Source organism: Lysobacter sp. 2RAF19, from assembly GCF_052115395.1.
Taxonomy (GTDB): Bacteria; Pseudomonadota; Gammaproteobacteria; order Xanthomonadales; family Xanthomonadaceae; genus Noviluteimonas.
The window spans coordinates 721,152-735,468 of the sequence record NZ_JBFRGO010000001.1 but is presented as its reverse complement, the minus strand read 5'-3'; the positions used below and the strand labels follow the sequence as shown (position 1 = coordinate 735,468).

15 protein-coding genes and 1 pseudogene are annotated in these 14,317 nt (G+C 66.6%); 7 read left to right on the top strand and 9 right to left on the bottom strand.

What is annotated here, in order from left to right; translation table 11 throughout:
- Positions 1-128 precede the first annotated feature (128 nt).
- The 4 genes from AB4059_RS03655 to AB4059_RS03640 form a co-directional block, all read right to left on the bottom strand.
- Positions 129-1,409 carry an OprO/OprP family phosphate-selective porin gene (locus AB4059_RS03655; RefSeq protein ID WP_498976672.1) on the bottom strand — a complete coding sequence of 427 codons (1,281 nt, stop codon included), beginning with the start codon at positions 1,407-1,409 and terminating at the stop codon, positions 129-131.
- 98 nt (positions 1,410-1,507) lie between these two features.
- The gene (nth, locus tag AB4059_RS03650) at positions 1,508-2,188 is read right to left on the bottom strand and encodes an endonuclease III (RefSeq protein WP_498976670.1); all 681 of its coding nucleotides are present in this window, start codon (positions 2,186-2,188) and stop codon (positions 1,508-1,510) included.
- Positions 2,189-2,191: 3 nt separating this feature from the next.
- Positions 2,192-2,557: a hypothetical protein gene (locus AB4059_RS03645; protein WP_498976668.1), complete on the bottom strand. Its 366-nt coding sequence runs from the start codon at positions 2,555-2,557 to the stop codon at positions 2,192-2,194.
- Positions 2,557-3,339, bottom strand: coding sequence for an enoyl-CoA hydratase/isomerase family protein (locus AB4059_RS03640; protein ID WP_498976666.1), 783 nt, complete (start codon positions 3,337-3,339; stop codon positions 2,557-2,559). The genes AB4059_RS03645 and AB4059_RS03640 overlap by 1 nt, the downstream gene beginning before the upstream one ends.
- 198 nt (positions 3,340-3,537) lie before the next feature.
- Between AB4059_RS03640 and AB4059_RS03635 the strand changes: the two genes are divergently transcribed.
- The 3 genes and pseudogenes from AB4059_RS03635 to AB4059_RS03625 all read left to right on the top strand — a co-directional run bounded on the left by AB4059_RS03635 (position 3,538) and on the right by AB4059_RS03625 (position 6,038).
- Positions 3,538-4,233: an FKBP-type peptidyl-prolyl cis-trans isomerase gene (locus tag AB4059_RS03635; RefSeq protein ID WP_498976664.1), complete on the top strand. Its 696-nt coding sequence runs from the start codon at positions 3,538-3,540 to the stop codon at positions 4,231-4,233.
- Positions 4,234-4,314: 81 nt separating this feature from the next.
- Positions 4,315-5,150: pseudogene (locus tag AB4059_RS03630) on the top strand (NUDIX hydrolase).
- A gap of 42 nt (positions 5,151-5,192) precedes the next feature.
- On the top strand, positions 5,193-6,038 hold the full coding sequence (locus AB4059_RS03625) for a sulfurtransferase (protein ID WP_498976662.1): 846 nt from the start codon (positions 5,193-5,195) through the stop codon (positions 6,036-6,038).
- Here AB4059_RS03625 and AB4059_RS03620 read toward each other — a convergent pair whose 3' ends face one another.
- Complete coding sequence (locus AB4059_RS03620; protein ID WP_498976660.1) at positions 6,039-6,794, bottom strand: enoyl-CoA hydratase/isomerase family protein; 756 nt, start codon at positions 6,792-6,794, stop codon at positions 6,039-6,041. It lies immediately after the preceding gene.
- Between the two features lie 40 nt (positions 6,795-6,834).
- Between AB4059_RS03620 and AB4059_RS03615 the strand changes: the two genes are divergently transcribed.
- Positions 6,835-7,284 carry a copper chaperone PCu(A)C gene (locus tag AB4059_RS03615; RefSeq protein WP_498976658.1) on the top strand — a complete coding sequence of 150 codons (450 nt, stop codon included), beginning with the start codon at positions 6,835-6,837 and terminating at the stop codon, positions 7,282-7,284.
- A gap of 232 nt (positions 7,285-7,516) precedes the next feature.
- Here AB4059_RS03615 and AB4059_RS03610 read toward each other — a convergent pair whose 3' ends face one another.
- The 3 genes from AB4059_RS03610 to AB4059_RS03600 form a co-directional block, all read right to left on the bottom strand.
- Positions 7,517-7,924, bottom strand: a complete 408-nt coding sequence (locus AB4059_RS03610) for an acyl-CoA thioesterase (protein ID WP_498976656.1) — start codon at positions 7,922-7,924, stop codon at positions 7,517-7,519.
- Positions 7,921-10,896 carry an excinuclease ABC subunit UvrA gene (uvrA, locus tag AB4059_RS03605; RefSeq protein WP_498976654.1) on the bottom strand — a complete coding sequence of 992 codons (2,976 nt, stop codon included), beginning with the start codon at positions 10,894-10,896 and terminating at the stop codon, positions 7,921-7,923. Before uvrA ends, AB4059_RS03610 begins: the two co-directional genes overlap by 4 nt.
- Before the next feature lie 142 nt (positions 10,897-11,038).
- The gene (locus AB4059_RS03600; protein ID WP_498976652.1) at positions 11,039-12,034 is read right to left on the bottom strand and encodes a YidB family protein; all 996 of its coding nucleotides are present in this window, start codon (positions 12,032-12,034) and stop codon (positions 11,039-11,041) included.
- A gap of 205 nt (positions 12,035-12,239) precedes the next feature.
- Between AB4059_RS03600 and rplU the strand changes: the two genes are divergently transcribed.
- The 3 genes from rplU to obgE all read left to right on the top strand — a co-directional run bounded on the left by rplU (position 12,240) and on the right by obgE (position 13,954).
- A complete protein-coding gene (gene rplU / locus AB4059_RS03595; protein ID WP_498961731.1) occupies positions 12,240-12,560 on the top strand; it encodes a 50S ribosomal protein L21 in 321 nt (106 codons plus the stop codon).
- A gap of 12 nt (positions 12,561-12,572) precedes the next feature.
- The gene (gene rpmA / locus AB4059_RS03590; RefSeq protein WP_498961733.1) at positions 12,573-12,827 is read left to right on the top strand and encodes a 50S ribosomal protein L27; all 255 of its coding nucleotides are present in this window, start codon (positions 12,573-12,575) and stop codon (positions 12,825-12,827) included.
- Between the two features lie 74 nt (positions 12,828-12,901).
- Entirely contained in the window at positions 12,902-13,954 is a 1,053-nt protein-coding gene (gene obgE, locus AB4059_RS03585) for a GTPase ObgE (protein WP_498976650.1), read from the top strand.
- Positions 13,955-14,024: 70 nt separating this feature from the next.
- On the opposite strand, the gene rpsT is transcribed toward obgE, so the two are convergent.
- Entirely contained in the window at positions 14,025-14,294 is a 270-nt protein-coding gene (rpsT, locus tag AB4059_RS03580; protein ID WP_232897862.1) for a 30S ribosomal protein S20, read from the bottom strand.
- Positions 14,295-14,317: the final 23 nt, after the last annotated feature.

Below are 14,317 nucleotides of genomic sequence, written 5' to 3'. Positions count from 1 at the left end.
GCGGGAATGGGGAATGGGGAATAAGGTGCAACTCCCATTTCCCTATTCCCCATTCCCCATTCCCCGGACCAAAAGAAAAGGCGCGACCTCCCGGCCGCGCCTTCCATAGCCCCGTGGGGGAGCCGGTATTACCAGTAGAACTGAATGCGCGCTTCCAGGATGTTCGGCTTGTCGTCGACAACCCGGTTGAAGGCGCGATTGTTGCTGATCGGATCCTCGGCGTACGTCGACGACGTCGTGCCGATGTACTTCGAGCTGTCGACGATCACGTAGTCCAGCATGAACTTGAAGTTCGAACGCCAGTACCAGTTCACCCCGAGCGTCCAGGAATCCATCTCACCGCCGAGCGCACCCACCACCTTCGGACTCGAAGTCGGCGTCGAACCCGGAACCACCGACCCATCGTTCAGATCGATCGTGTCGTAGCGCAGACCAACCTGCCACATACCGCCGGCCGGATTGTTCGGCAGCGGAGTGGTCGGCACGCCGTTCTTGTAACCGAACGACTCACCCGTGATGTTCCAGAGACCCGAGATGTACGCACCGTCGGCCGAATAGGTTTCCGCATTCGGGCCCAGGCCGTAGCGATCGGTTTCCGTCTTCATGTACTCGCCCTGGATCTTGAACGGGCCATGCGCCCAGAACGATTCCAGGCCGAGCGTCTTGTTGCGGTCGGTGTTCTTCAGGTCGCCCGTGTCGATGATGCGGTTCGACAGGTCGGCCAGCGGACGCGCGCGCCAACGAGCGGTGTCGCCGAAGGTGTCGTACTCGTTCCACGAAGCGCCGACGTGGAAGATGTTGCCGTTGCCGTTGATCGGCGCCCAGTAACCGCGGATGCCCCAACCCGGGCCGTGCGGCGTCGGCGACGGATGCTCGGTCAATTCGCGCGTGAACATGCTCGCCGCGATCGCCCAGTTGTTGTCGCCGTAGGAGTACATGCCGCCGAGGCGACGCGCGACGCCGAAGGTGTTGGTGATCGAGGCCTTGGCGATGAAGTCGTTGTTCTTCGTCGAGGACAGCTCTTCCAGCGACATCAGCTGCTTGTACTGACCGAACTGCACGTAGTGGTTCGGGTTGCCGCCGAACTTGTACTTGGCGTTGACGTCGAGCCACTTGTCGGCCTTGGCGTCGTAGCCCATGACCCACTCGATGTTGCCCGGGCCCTTGCCTTTCAGCACGAGCTCGGCGCGGCGCATTTCATAGTCGCCGTCGCGGCCGTCCGGGCCGTCGTTGTTGAGCAGCGCGAAGTCGGCGTCGTACCAGTACAGGTCGGCCTGGACGAGGCCTTCGAAGGTCACTTCGGAGTCGCCGATCACGTCGATCGCGACCTGGGCCTTCGCGGCCGGGGCGGCGAAACAACCGATGGCGCCGAGCAGCGCGAGGGCAAGGGTGCTGCGGGTCAGATTCATGGCGGGCCCTTCTGGGCGGGTGGTGGATGAATGCCGCGCAGCGTAGGGCGTGAATCTTTCGTTATTGTGACAAGTTGCGCCTACATGACATCCGGGCGTCATTCCAGCTCGGTTGTCTTCTCCCTGTAGCGACAGATGTCGCGGATGGGGCAGGCCGGGCAACGCGGCTTGCGCGCGATGCAGGTGTAACGCCCGTGGAGGATCAGCCAGTGGTGTGCGTCGTGCAGGAATTCGGGCGGCACCACGTGCAACAAATTGTCCTCGACTTCGCGCACGTCCTTGCCCGGCGCCAGGCCGGTGCGGTTGGACACGCGGAAGATGTGCGTGTCCACGGCCATTGTCGGTTCGCCGAAGGCGGTGTTGAGGACGACGTTCGCCGTCTTGCGGCCCACGCCCGGCAGCGCTTCCAGCGCGGCGCGGTCGCGCGGCACCTGGCCGTCGTGTTCTTCCAGCAAGCGGTGGCTCAGCGCGACGACGTTGGCGGCCTTGGTGTTGAACAGGCCGATGGTCGCGATGTAACGCTTGAGTTTTTCTTCACCGAGTTTCGCGATCGCGGCCGGCGTGTTGGCGACGGGGAAGAGTTTGCGCGTGGCCTTGTTCACGCCCACGTCGGTGGATTGCGCGGAGAGCACGACGGCGACAAGGAGCTCGAACGGCGTCTTGAACTCGAGTTCGGTGGTGGGGTGCGGGTTGAGTTCGCGCAGGCGCGAGAACAGTTCGACGATCTGGGGTTTGGTGAGGAGCGTTCGGCGGGCGCGCCGCTTCTTCACGACGGCCACGCGTCAATCCTTTTTCTGGGCAGCGCGTGCCTTTGCACGCTCGAGCGCGGCCGCTGCGGCGGCTGGCAATGCGGGCGCACCGGTTGGCGTCTGCACCGGCGCGCGCTGCGCGTCGCGTTCGCGTTGCAGGCGGGCCAGGCGCAATGCGCGGTCGCGGAAGCGCTCGCGGGCGGCGAGGGCGCGACGTCGCGTGTCGCGCGCATCGGCGAGTGCATGCGCGCATTCGGCGCTGCATCGCGGGCAGGCGATGTCGTCGAGCAGGCCGAGCGCGATCGCGCGATCCAGATCATCTTCGCGCAAGGCCGCATTGATGCGATGCGCGGCCTCGCCCTCGGGCGAGGCGCACGCGCAGGCGACGCACGCTTCCATCAGCGGCCGGCGAAGGTGGGCTTGCGGCGCTCGAGGAACGCCGTGGTGCCTTCGCGCATGTCGTCGGTGGCGAACATCAGGCCGAACTGTGCGCTTTCGTATTCCAGGCCTTCTTCGATGCCGCACTCACCGCCGACGTTGATGCAGTCCAGGATGCCGCGCAGGGCGAGCGGCGCGGCGTTGGCCAGTTGGTCGGCGAGCGCCATCGTCTGCGCTTCAAGCTCCGCCGCGGGCACGACGCGATTGACGATGCCCAGTTGCATGGCGCGCTGCGCATCGATCGGTGCGCCGGCAAGGCACAGTTCCAGCGTCGCCGCGCGGCCGGCCAGGCGCAACAGGCGCTGCGTGCCGCCGAAGCCGGGGATGAGGCCGAGGTTGATTTCGGGCTGGCCGACCTTGGCGGTGTCGGCGGCGATGCGCAGATGGCAGCTCATGGCCAGTTCGAGGCCGCCGCCGAGCGCGAAGCCGTTGACCATCGCGATGACCGGCTTGGGCATCTTTTCGATGCCCCGCATCATGCGTTGGCCGCGCAGGGAGAAGTCGCGACCCTGCACCGGCGTGAGCGCATTCATTTCGCTGATGTCGGCACCGGCCACGAAGGCCTTCGGGCCACTGCCGGTGAGGACCACGCAACGGACGCTTGCGTCCTCGGCGGCCGCGCGGAAGGCCACGTGCAGGGCATCCAGGGTGTCGGCATTGAGGGCGTTGAGCTTGTCGGGGCGGTGCACGGTGAGGGTGCGAACGGCGCCGCGGTCGGCGGTCAGCAGGACGGAATCGGGCATGCTCGGGGCTCGTGAAGTGTGGGGGCGAGTGAGGGGCGAACAAGGATTTGGGCGGCTTTCGCCGGGCGCGGAACTTCTCACGCCGGGCCCGGTCACAGGGCCCGGTCGTCAGTGGCGATTCAGCGCTCGCGCCGCTATCCTAGCGCGCCCATCCGGGACCGACGGACGGGCATTCCCATTCCAAGAGGTACGTTCCGAATGAAGTTGCGTCTGCTTGCCGCCACCGTCGCGGCTTTGACCCTGTTCGCGGGCTTCGCCCACGCCCAGGAGACCACGAGTGAAAAGGGCAAGCTCAGTTACTACTTCGGCTACCGCTTCGGCAGCGATCTGGCTGCAAGCGGCGAGCAGGTCGACATGGCCACTGTGTACAAGGCCATGCAGGACGCTTACGCCAAGAAGCAGCCCGCTGTCGCGGAGAAGGACCTCGAACCGGTGATCGCCGGCCTGCAGAAGCGCCAGCAGGCGCGCGCCGAACAGCGCAAGGCCGAGTTCACCAAGGCTTCGGCCGACAACAAGGCCCAGTCCGACCAGTTCCTGGCCGCCAACAAGGCCAAGGCCGGCGTGAAGACCCTGCCCAGCGGCGTCCAGTACCGCGTGCTCGAAACCGGCACCGGCGCCAAGCCGACCGCTTCCAGCACGGTCGACCTGGAAGTCACCGGTCCGTTCCCGCTCAACAAGCGCCCCGAAGCGGCCCCGGCCGCCGAGAAGCTCACGGGCATCAAGATGAGCGCGGTGGAAATGAAGGGCATGCGCGAAGCGCTGACCAACATGCCTGCCGGTTCCAAGTGGGAAATCGCCCTCCCGCCGGACCAAGGCTTCGGCGCCGATCCGCGCAGCCCGTACCCGCCGAATGTCGCGGTGGTGTTCGAGGTGAAGCTGGTTTCGGCGAAGTAATCGCACAACGCAGCAAGGACGAACGCCGGCCCAGCGCCGGCGTTCTCTTTTTCCGGCAACGCAATCCGTCAAAATCGCACCGTGCACCCAGCGCCCACCTCCCGCCCGATCCTCAGCCCCTGCATCGGCATCTGCGAGCTCGACACGCAGGACCTGTGCTCGGGTTGCCGACGCACGACCAACGAGATCGCGCGCTGGAGCCTGATGAGCGACGAAGAGCGCCTGCACGTCATGGACGTCGTGCTGCCCGCGCGCCCGCCTTACGCGCCGAAATGAGCGTCGGCCTGGACCTGGTGCACCTGCGCGCGGTGCTGCATCCCATCGACGCGCCCCCTGTCGGCCCCGGATGGAACCACGAGGACCTCGTCGATCTGTTGCCCCAGGCGCCCCTGCGCGAAGCCGCGGTGCTCGTCGGCCTGGTCACGCGCAGCGAAGGCTGGCAGGTGTTGCTCACGCGCCGCACCGACGAACTGCGCCACCACGCGGGGCAGGTGAGTTTCCCGGGCGGGCGCATCGAACCCGACGATCGCGACGCCATCGCCGCCGCGCTGCGCGAAAGCCGCGAGGAAATCGGGTTGCAGGCCGCGCAGGCCGCGCCGCTCGGCTTCCTCGATCCGCTTTGCACGATCACCGGTTTCCGGGTGCTTCCGCTGGTGGCGATGGTCGATCCGGAATTCGTGCCGCGGCCCGATCCGGGCGAAGTGGCCGAAGTCTTCGAAGTCCCGCTCGACTACCTGCTGGACCCCGCCAACCTCAACGCGACCGATGTGGCGACCCTGCTGGGTCGGCCGATTCCGGGAGGACGGCCGCGCCGGGTGCTGGAATTCGTGGATAGGGGTAACCCGCGGCAACGGATCTGGGGCGCCACCGCCTCGATCCTCTTCAACTTGCGCGAACGCATCGCTGCGGCAAGCTAGACCCATCAGGACCGCGGGCCCCCGCCCGCACCGGAGGAACCGATGTCCGGCTGGAACACCCTCGTGCAGGCCGAAACGCTCGCGATCGCGATCGGCAGGCCCGACGTCAAGATCGTCGATTGTCGCTTTTCCCTGACCAACCCGACGGCGGGCGAGAGCGCGTATCTCGTCGGCCACGTGCCGGGCGCCGTGTATGCGCACCTGGACCGCGACCTGTCGGACATGAAGCGCACGGGCGCCGGTCGCCATCCGTGGCCCGACGCGGCCCGCTTCACGCAACGCCTGGGCGAATGGGGCATCGGTCCCGACGACCAGGTCGTCGCCTACGACGACGGCGACGGCGCGCACGCCTCGCGCTTCTGGTTCCTGATGCGCGCGCTCGGGCACGAGAAGGTCGCCGTGCTCGATGGGGGCTGGTCGCGCTGGTCCTCGCTGGGCTTGCCGGTGGATTCGTCGCCGAAGAAGCCGATCACCACGCGTTACAGCGGCACGTTCGATACCACGCGCCTGCTCGATGCCGAGCAGGTGCAGGAAAGCCTCGACGCCGGTTACATCCTGATCGACGCGCGCGCGGCCGATCGCTTCCGCGGCGAGAACGAGATGATCGACCGCATCGCCGGCCACGTGCCGGGTGCGATCAATCGCCATTTCGCGATGAACCTCGACCACGGCAAGTTCAAGCCGCCGGCGGACCTTGCCGACGAATTCCGCGCCTTGCTGCACGGCAAGCCCGCAGGCGAAGCGATCGTGATGTGCGGCTCGGGCGTGACCGCATGCCACCACCTGCTGGCGATGGAGCGCGCCGGCTTGCGCGGCGCGCGTTTGTTCACCGGCTCGTGGAGCGGATGGATCTCCGATCCATCGCGCCCGATCGCCGAAGGCGCCTGACTATTTCCCGAGGCGCGCGATCAACGCGCGCAAACCCTGCTGCGTATCGGGCGCCGTCCACGCATCGATGAAGCTTTCGAGCTGGATGCGCTCGGGCTGCATCGCGGCCACGACATCGGCGCGCGAGATCGAACGCGTGCGCAGCATCGGCTCGCGCGGCAAGGCGACGAGCCCTTCGAGCCACAGGCGCGCGCGCGTGGCGACCTCGTCGATCGCCGCGAGTTCGTCGACCAGGCCGATCGCATGCGCCTGCGCGCTGTCGAGCATCTGGCCACTGACAAGTAACCGTTCGGCGCGATGCAGGCCGACGATGCGCCGCATCAGCCACTGGATGCCTTCGGGCGCGACCAGGCCCACCTGGGTTTCGTTGAGGCCCAGCCGATACGGCCCTTCGGCCATGACGCGATAGTCGCAACACAGTGCGAGCACGCAGCCACCGGCGGGTGCATGGCCGGCGACGGCGGCCGCAACGGGAACCGGCGATTCGGCGAGCGCGCGCGCGGCATCGAAGAACGCGGACCACGCGCTCAGCAGCGCCGCGCGATCGTCCCCGAGCGACAGCAAATACGGAACGTCGAGGCCGGCGGAAAACACCTTCGGCCCACCCGACAACACGATGCCTTGCGCGCCGCCTTTGATCGCGTCTGCGAGTGCGGTGCGCAGGTCGTTGCAGAGCGCGGGGTCGAGCGCATTGACCGGCGCACGCGCCAGCTTGAGTTCGACGATGGGGCCGTGCGGAATGCGTTCGACGAGCATGCGGGGGAGTCCGGGGTGGGGGCGGCGCTATCATAGGCGCATGAAGACTTTCCGCTCCATCGCCGTCCTGGCGCTCGTTTCGGTCTTGTTTGCGACGCCCGCTTGCGCGAAAGGCAAGCCCGATACCTGTGCGCCGGTCGTGCGCGATGGGTGGATTCGCCTGGTGCCGGGCGGCATGCCGATGCATGCGGGTTTCGGGCGGATCGAGAATGCGTGCAAGACGCCCGCGACGATCGGCAGTGCGAAGAGCGCAAGTTACGGGAGTGTCGAGATGCACGAGACGACGCTCGTGGATGGGGTGAGTCGGATGCGTGCCGTGCCTTCGTTGCCGATTGCGCCGGAGGGCAGTGTGGAGTTCAAGCCGGGTGGCTTGCATCTGATGTTGATGGGTCCGAAGTCTCCGCTGAAGGCGGGCGACACGGTGAGGATCGATTTCTCGCTGCAGGATGGGCGGGTGGTGCGGGGGGCGTTTGTGGTGCGCAATCCCTGAGGGTGCGTTGGTCCGAAAGGGCTACACCCTCCGCTTTCGCGCCGCCCGAACGTCGTGAGTTCCAAATTTTTTTGGGAAAAAAATTTGAAACTCACAACGCTGGGGCATCACCTTTCGCGCGCTGGCTCTCGATCGGGGGCTTCGCTCGAGCCTTCGTTCTGCCGGTGCGAAGCTCGCTTCGCACTGCGCCGATCGTTGTCGGAAAAAGCAATGCGTTCCGAAGTCGAGGTGCTTACGCGCGGGAAGCAGCCATCTCGCGCACACCATCCGGCAACGGAATCGGCCGTCCGCTCTTGGGGTCGATCCAGACCAATACGACATGCCCGTCGGAATACAACGTCGCGCCATCGATTGATTCGATGCGGTGGCCGACTGTCACGCTCGTATTACCGACGCGATCGGCGAACAACGCGATCGCGATCTTCGACGGGTACGGAATCGGCGCGCGATAGTTCAGTTGCACCGCCGCGAGCAGGGGCATCATCGTGTCGCTGAGCCACTCGCGACCCAGCGATGCGAACCACTGGATGCGGGCCTCTTCCAGGTAGGTCAGGAAGTTGCTGTTGTTGACGTGGTTGAACGCGTCCAGGTCGCGCCAGCGCGGCGCGATCTCCATTCGGAACAGCGCATCGCCGCTCACGCCGCGGACTTCCGCGTCGTCTTGGCCGCCTTTTTCGCGGCCTTCTTGGCGGCGACCTTTTCGGCCTTCGACGGCGGGCGCGGTGCTTCGGGGCGCGGTGCCGGCGCGGGTTTCGTCGGCTTGGCGTCCGTGCCGAGCACCTTCGCGAGGAAGCGGCCGGTGTGCGAGTGGCCGATGCCGGCGATGTCTTCCGGCGTGCCGGTCGCGAGGATCGTGCCGCCGCGGTGGCCGCCTTCGGGGCCCAGGTCGATCACCCAATCCGCCGTCTTGATCACGTCGAGGTTGTGTTCGATCACCACGATCGTGTTGCCGTCGTCGCGCAGCTTGTGCAGCACGGCGAGCAGATGTTCGATGTCGTGGAAGTGCAGGCCGGTGGTCGGTTCGTCGAGGATGTACAGCGTGCGCCCGGTGTCGCGGCGCGAGAGTTCCTTCGACAGCTTCACGCGCTGCGCTTCGCCGCCCGACAGGGTGGTCGCCGGTTGGCCGAGCTTGACGTAGGTCAAACCGACATCGACGAGCGTTTCGAGCTTGCGCGCGATCGCGGGCACGGGTTCGAACAGCGACAACGCGTCTTCGACGGTCATCTCCAACACGTCGTGGATGCTGTAGCCCTTGTAGAGGATTTCCAGCGTCTCGCGGTTGTAGCGCTTGCCGTGGCAGACGTCACAGGGCACGTACACGTCGGGCAGGAAGTGCATTTCGACCTTGATCAGGCCGTCGCCCTGGCACGCTTCGCAACGGCCGCCGCGCACGTTGAAGCTGAAACGCCCCGGCGAATAACCGCGTGCACGCGATTCGGGCACCGACGCGAACAATTCACGCAGCGGCGTGAACAAGCCCGTGTACGTGGCCGGATTCGAACGCGGCGTGCGGCCGATCGGCGACTGGTCGATGTCGACGACCTTGTCGAACAGATCCAGGCCATGCACTTCGCGATGGGCCGCCGGCTTGTGCGAGGCGCCGTTGATCTCGTTGGCCGCCAGCGCGTACAGCGTGTCGTTGATCAGCGTGGATTTGCCCGAGCCGGAAACGCCGGTGATCGCGGTGAACAAACCCGCCGGGATTTCCAGGTCGACGTTCTTGAGGTTGTGGCCGCTGGCGCCGAGCAGGCGCAGCGACATCTTCTTGTTCGGCTTGTGGCGGTGCGCGGGAATCTCGATGCGCTTCTTGCCGCTCATGTACTGGCCGGTGAGCGAGCGCGGTGCCTTGAGCACGTCGGCGAATACGCCCTGCGCCACGATTTCACCACCATGCACGCCCGCACCGGGCCCGATGTCGACGATGTGGTCGGCCAGGCGGATCGCATCTTCATCGTGTTCGACGACGATGACCGTGTTGCCCAGGTCGCGAAGGCGCGTGAGCGTGCCGAGCAGGCGTTCGTTGTCGCGCTGGTGCAGGCCGATCGAGGGTTCGTCGAGCACGTACATCACGCCGACCAGGCCCGCGCCGATTTGCGACGCCAGGCGGATGCGCTGCGCTTCGCCACCGGACAGCGTGTCGGCCTTGCGTTCGAGCGTGAGGTAATCCAGGCCCACGTCGACGAGGAAGCGCAGGCGTTCGCCGATTTCCTTGACGATCTTGACCGCGATCTCGCCGCGCCAGCCCGGCAGTTCCAGGTGCTGGAAGAAGGTGAGCGCTTCGTCGACCGGCAGCACCACGATGTCCGACAGCGGGCGATCGGCGACGAACACGTTGCGCGCGCTGCGGTTCAAACGCGCGCCGCCGCATTCCACGCAGGGGCGCTCGCTGATGTACTTCGCCAGTTCTTCGCGCACCGCGGCGCTTTCGGTTTCCTGGTAGCGGCGTTCGAGGTTGGGCAGGATGCCTTCGAACTTGTGCTTGCGCGAGGTGCGCCCGCCCGCCTCGGTGAGGTAGGAGAAGGTCACGACGTTGTTGCCGCTGCCGTACAGCACCGCCTGGCGCTGGTCTTCGCCCAGGTCCTGCCACGCGGTGTCGACGCTGAAGCCGTAGTGCTTGGCGAGCGAGGCGATCAGTTGGAAGTAGTAAACGTTGCGACGGTCCCAGCCGCGCACGGCGCCGGCCGCGAGCGAGAGCTCGGGATGCACGACCACGCGCGAGGGATCGAAGAACTGGCTCACGCCCAGGCCGTCGCAGGTCGGGCAGGCGCCGACGGGCGAGTTGAAGGAGAACAGGCGCGGTTCGAGTTCGGGCAGCGAGTAATCGCAGACCGGGCAGCTGTACTTCGAAGAAAACAGTTGCGGCGCGAGCGAGGCATCGTCGATGGCCTGCACGATCGCCATGCCGTCGCCGAGCTTGAGCGCGGTCTCGAAGGATTCGGCCAGGCGCTGCTTGAGATCGTCGCGCACCTTGAAGCGGTCGATGACCGCGTCGATCGTGTGCTTCTGGCGCAGCGCGAGCGGCGGCACGGCGTCGATTTCGTGCAGCACGCCATCCACGCGCACGCGCACGAAACCCTGCGCGCGCAGTTGTTCGAAGACCTGCGCGTGCTCGCCCTTGCGTTCGCGGATCACGGGTGCCAGCAGCATCCAGCGTTGCTCGGCAAGCTTCTCGTCCTTCGCCAGCGCCATGACCTGGTCGACCATCTGGCTGACGGTCTGCGCTTCCAGCGGGAAGCCGTGGTCGGGGCAGCGCGGGGTGCCCACGCGCGCGTAGAGCAGGCGCAGGTAGTCGTAGATTTCGGTGATCGTGCCGACGGTCGAACGCGGGTTGTGCGAGGTGGCCTTCTGCTCGATCGCGATCGCGGGGCTGAGGCCCTCGATGTGGTCGACGTCGGGCTTCTCCATCACGCTGAGGAACTGGCGCGCGTAGGCCGAGAGCGACTCGACGTAGCGGCGCTGGCCTTCGGCGTAGATGGTGTCGAAGGCGAGCGACGACTTGCCCGAACCGGAGAGGCCGGTGATGACGATCAACTTCTCCCTCGGCAGGTCGAGGTCGATGTTCTTGAGGTTGTGCGTCCGCGCGCCGCGGATGCGGATGAAGTCCATCGCCATCGAGTAGGGAGTCCGGTGCGGGAGCCGAGGTCGAACAGGGGAGCGTAACGAGCCGAATAGGTGGGGGCAAATCCGCGCAACGCCAGCCTGTGCGCGCGAGGGCGCACAGGCTGCGACTCAGGCTCCTGAACGGGCCTGCCCGTCAGTGAAGGACCGTGAACTCCATCCGCCGGTTCTTCGCGCGACCGGCGTCGGTGGTGTTGTCGGCGACCGGACGGTCCTGTCCGTAACCCTGGCTGGTGAGGTTGGCCGGGTCCACGCCGTCGCGGGTCAGTTCCGCCACCACGGCGGCGGCGCGCTCGCGCGAGAGTGTCATGTTGGCGGCCGCATCGCCGGTGTTGTCGGTGTGGCCCCCGACTTCGATGCGGGTGCCGGCCGGGGCTTTCTTGATGACGCTCGCGGCCTTGGCCAGCAACGCCGTGCTGTCGGCGGAGATGCGGGCGCTGCCGGTGTCGAAGTGGATCGTCATCAGGTTCAGTGCCTTCACCAGTTCGTCGGCGCTGAACGTGCGCCCGAGCAGCGCATCCAGCGCGGCGCCGGCGTCGGGCAATGCCATCGACGGGGCGGCGGCCGTCGGGGCGCCCGGCATGGCTTCGCGCTTGCAACTGCGGAAGGCGAAGATGGCGATCAGCGCCAGGGCGATGATCGCGATCCACGGCAACCACCGGCCCATGCCGCCGCCTGCCGCGCGGACCACCTCGCCGCCGGTCGCAGCCGCTGCGCGCGCGCCGGTGCCCAGCGCGGCGGCACCGCCGCCGAGCAGGCCCGCGAGGCTGGCCGGGATCGAAGTGGGGATGCGGCCGCCTTCGGTCAGCCCGTTCACCATGTCGGGCAACAGGCCGCTGAGCGCGCCGGAGACCGCGTTGCGATCGGCGCCGACCTTGCTGGCCATCTCGTTGACGGCCGAGGGGCCGAGCGCGCTTTCGACCTGCCCGGGCGAAATCGGCTGGTTGGGCCCCGTGCCCACCCACGATTGGACGACATCCCCCAGTCCCTGCTGGCGGAATCGGTCGAGGAATCCGGCGAAACCGCCGGACTGGTTGAACATCAGGCCGGCCAGCAGGGGAAGCAGTTGGCGGACTTTGTCGGGGCCGATGCCGAAGCGTGCGGCGACCTGGTCGATGAGACCCTCGAACATGGGACGACCTCCCTGAGCGTGGTGGGGGAGCGCCGCGCCCCTCTCGCGGGCCCGGGAATCAGGCGCCAAGGCCGGTTAAGCCGGCATCACACCGGCAGCAAGCGGCCTCAGTTGACCGTAAATCGCTGAAACCCCTACAATTCCGCTTCTGTCCGCCCTCGAAGGCGTTCAGGCGACCACAATAACTACAGAGGAATGCCTGGTCATGTACGCAGTACTGGTCACCGGCGGTAAGCAATACCGCGTGATGCAAGGCGAGACGCTCCGCGTCGAGCTGCTCGATGTCGAAGCCGGCAAGTCGATCACGTTCGACAACGTGCTCATGCTCGGCGACGGCGAAGGCGTCAAGCTCGGCGACGCGCTCAAGGGCGCGAGCGTCACCGCCACCGTCAAGGGTCACGGCCGCGCCGACAAGGTGCGCATCGTGAAGTTCCGCCGCCGCAAGCACCATCGCAAGCAGATGGGCCACCGGCAGCACTACACCGAAATCGAGATCACCGGCATCGCCGGTGGCGACAAGAAGTAAGGAGAAGCAGCCATGGCACACAAAAAGGGCGTAGGTTCCTCGCGCAACGGCCGCGACTCCAATCCGAAGTACCTGGGCGTGAAGCTCTACGGCGGCCAGGCCGTCGAAGCCGGCAACATCATCGTTCGCCAGCGCGGCACGCAGTTCCACCCGGGTTCGGGCGTCGGCCTCGGCCGCGACCACACCCTGTTCGCGCTGGTCGATGGCAAGGTCGATTTCTCGACCAAGGGCCCGAACAAGCGCCGCACCGTCAGCGTCGTCGAGTAACCTCGGCGCGCCGGTGTCCGACGAGCCCCGCTCCGGCGGGGTTCGTCGTTTCTGCAGCAAGGAATGCAAGTGAAATGAAACTCGTCGACGAAGCAGACATCACCGTGATCGCCGGCAACGGCGGCGATGGATCCATCAGTTTCCGGCGCGAGAAGTTCATTCCGCTGGGCGGCCCCAATGGCGGCGACGGCGGCAGCGGCGGCAACGTCTGGCTGCAGGCCGACGAAAACCTCAACACGCTCGTCGACTTCCGCCACGAGAAGACCTTCCGCGCACAGCGCGGCGAGAACGGACGGGGCAGCGAGATGTACGGCAAGGGCGGCGAGGATCACACGATCACGGTTCCGGTCGGCACGGTCGTGCACAACATCGAGACCGACGAGATCATCGGCGACCTCACGCGGCACGGCGATCGCCTGCTCGTCGCCAAGGGCGGCAAGGGCGGCCTGGGCAACATGCATTTCAAGAGCTCGACCAATCGTTCGCCGCGTCGTTCGACGCCGGGCGACGAAGGCGAGCAACGCACGTTGCGCCTGGAACTCAAGCTGCTCGCCGACGTGGGCCTGCTCGGCTTCCCGAACGCGGGCAAGTCGACGTTCATCCGCGCGGTTTCCGCCGCGACGCCGAAGGTCGCCGACTATCCTTTCACCACGCTCTATCCGAACTTGGGCGTGGTTTCGGTCGAACACCATCGCAGCTTCGTGATCGCCGACATCCCGGGGATCATCGAAGGCGCGGCCGAAGGCGCGGGGCTGGGCAGCCTGTTCCTTCGACACGTCCAGCGCACGCGTTTGCTGCTGCACCTGGTCGACATGGCGCCGATGGAAGGCGGCGTGGAAGCCTCGCCCGCAGAACAAGTGCGCGCGATCGAACACGAGTTGCGCAAGTACGATCCGGCGATGCTGGAAAAACCGCGCTGGCTGGTGCTCAACAAGGCCGACCTGATGTTCGAGGACGAAGCGCGCGCGCAAGCCGAAGCGGTCGTGCAGGAACTGGGTTGGACGCAGCCCTGGTACATGGTGTCCGCGCTCGCGCGCGAAGGCACGTGGCCGATCATGCTCGCCGTGCAGACCTTCTTCGATCGCCTGCGCGAAGAACAGCTGGAGCAGGGGCAGGCCGATGCGTGAGGCCTGCGCACAGGCAACAAAAAACCCGGCCGAGGCCGGGTTTTTCTGGACCGCAACTGCGCTGATCGAATCAGGCAGCCTGCAGCGCCTTGATGCGCGCCGTGAGGCGGCTCTTGTGGCGGGCGGCCTTGTTCTTGTGGATCAGGCCACGCGCGCTGAAGCGGTCGAGAATGGGCTGCGCCACGACGAACGCGGCCTGGGCGGCGGCGGCGTCATTGGCGTCGAGCGCCTTCAGCACCTTCTTGACGGCGGTGCGCAGCATCGAGCGCTGAGCGGCGTTGCGAGCGTTGCGCACGACGGTCTGCTTGGCGCGCTTCTTGGCGGACTTGATATTGGCCACGACGGGAATCCTGGGAACGAAAC

Coding starts and splice junctions, on each gene's coding strand:
- AB4059_RS03615 (WP_498976658.1), top strand. CDS start 6,835: ATGAAGACTTTCCGCTCCATCGCCGTCCTGGCGCTCGTTTCGGTCTTG.
- AB4059_RS03600 (WP_498976652.1), bottom strand. CDS start 12,034: ATGTTCGAGGGTCTCATCGACCAGGTCGCCGCACGCTTCGGCATCGGC.
- rplU (WP_498961731.1), top strand. CDS start 12,240: ATGTACGCAGTACTGGTCACCGGCGGTAAGCAATACCGCGTGATGCAA.
- rpmA (WP_498961733.1), top strand. CDS start 12,573: ATGGCACACAAAAAGGGCGTAGGTTCCTCGCGCAACGGCCGCGACTCC.
- AB4059_RS03625 (WP_498976662.1), top strand. CDS start 5,193: ATGTCCGGCTGGAACACCCTCGTGCAGGCCGAAACGCTCGCGATCGCG.
- AB4059_RS03620 (WP_498976660.1), bottom strand. CDS start 6,794: ATGCTCGTCGAACGCATTCCGCACGGCCCCATCGTCGAACTCAAGCTG.
- AB4059_RS03655 (WP_498976672.1), bottom strand. CDS start 1,409: ATGAATCTGACCCGCAGCACCCTTGCCCTCGCGCTGCTCGGCGCCATC.
- AB4059_RS03635 (WP_498976664.1), top strand. CDS start 3,538: ATGAAGTTGCGTCTGCTTGCCGCCACCGTCGCGGCTTTGACCCTGTTC.
- obgE (WP_498976650.1), top strand. CDS start 12,902: ATGAAACTCGTCGACGAAGCAGACATCACCGTGATCGCCGGCAACGGC.
- AB4059_RS03640 (WP_498976666.1), bottom strand. CDS start 3,339: ATGCCCGATTCCGTCCTGCTGACCGCCGACCGCGGCGCCGTTCGCACC.
- uvrA (WP_498976654.1), bottom strand. CDS start 10,896: ATGGCGATGGACTTCATCCGCATCCGCGGCGCGCGGACGCACAACCTC.
- AB4059_RS03645 (WP_498976668.1), bottom strand. CDS start 2,557: ATGGAAGCGTGCGTCGCCTGCGCGTGCGCCTCGCCCGAGGGCGAGGCC.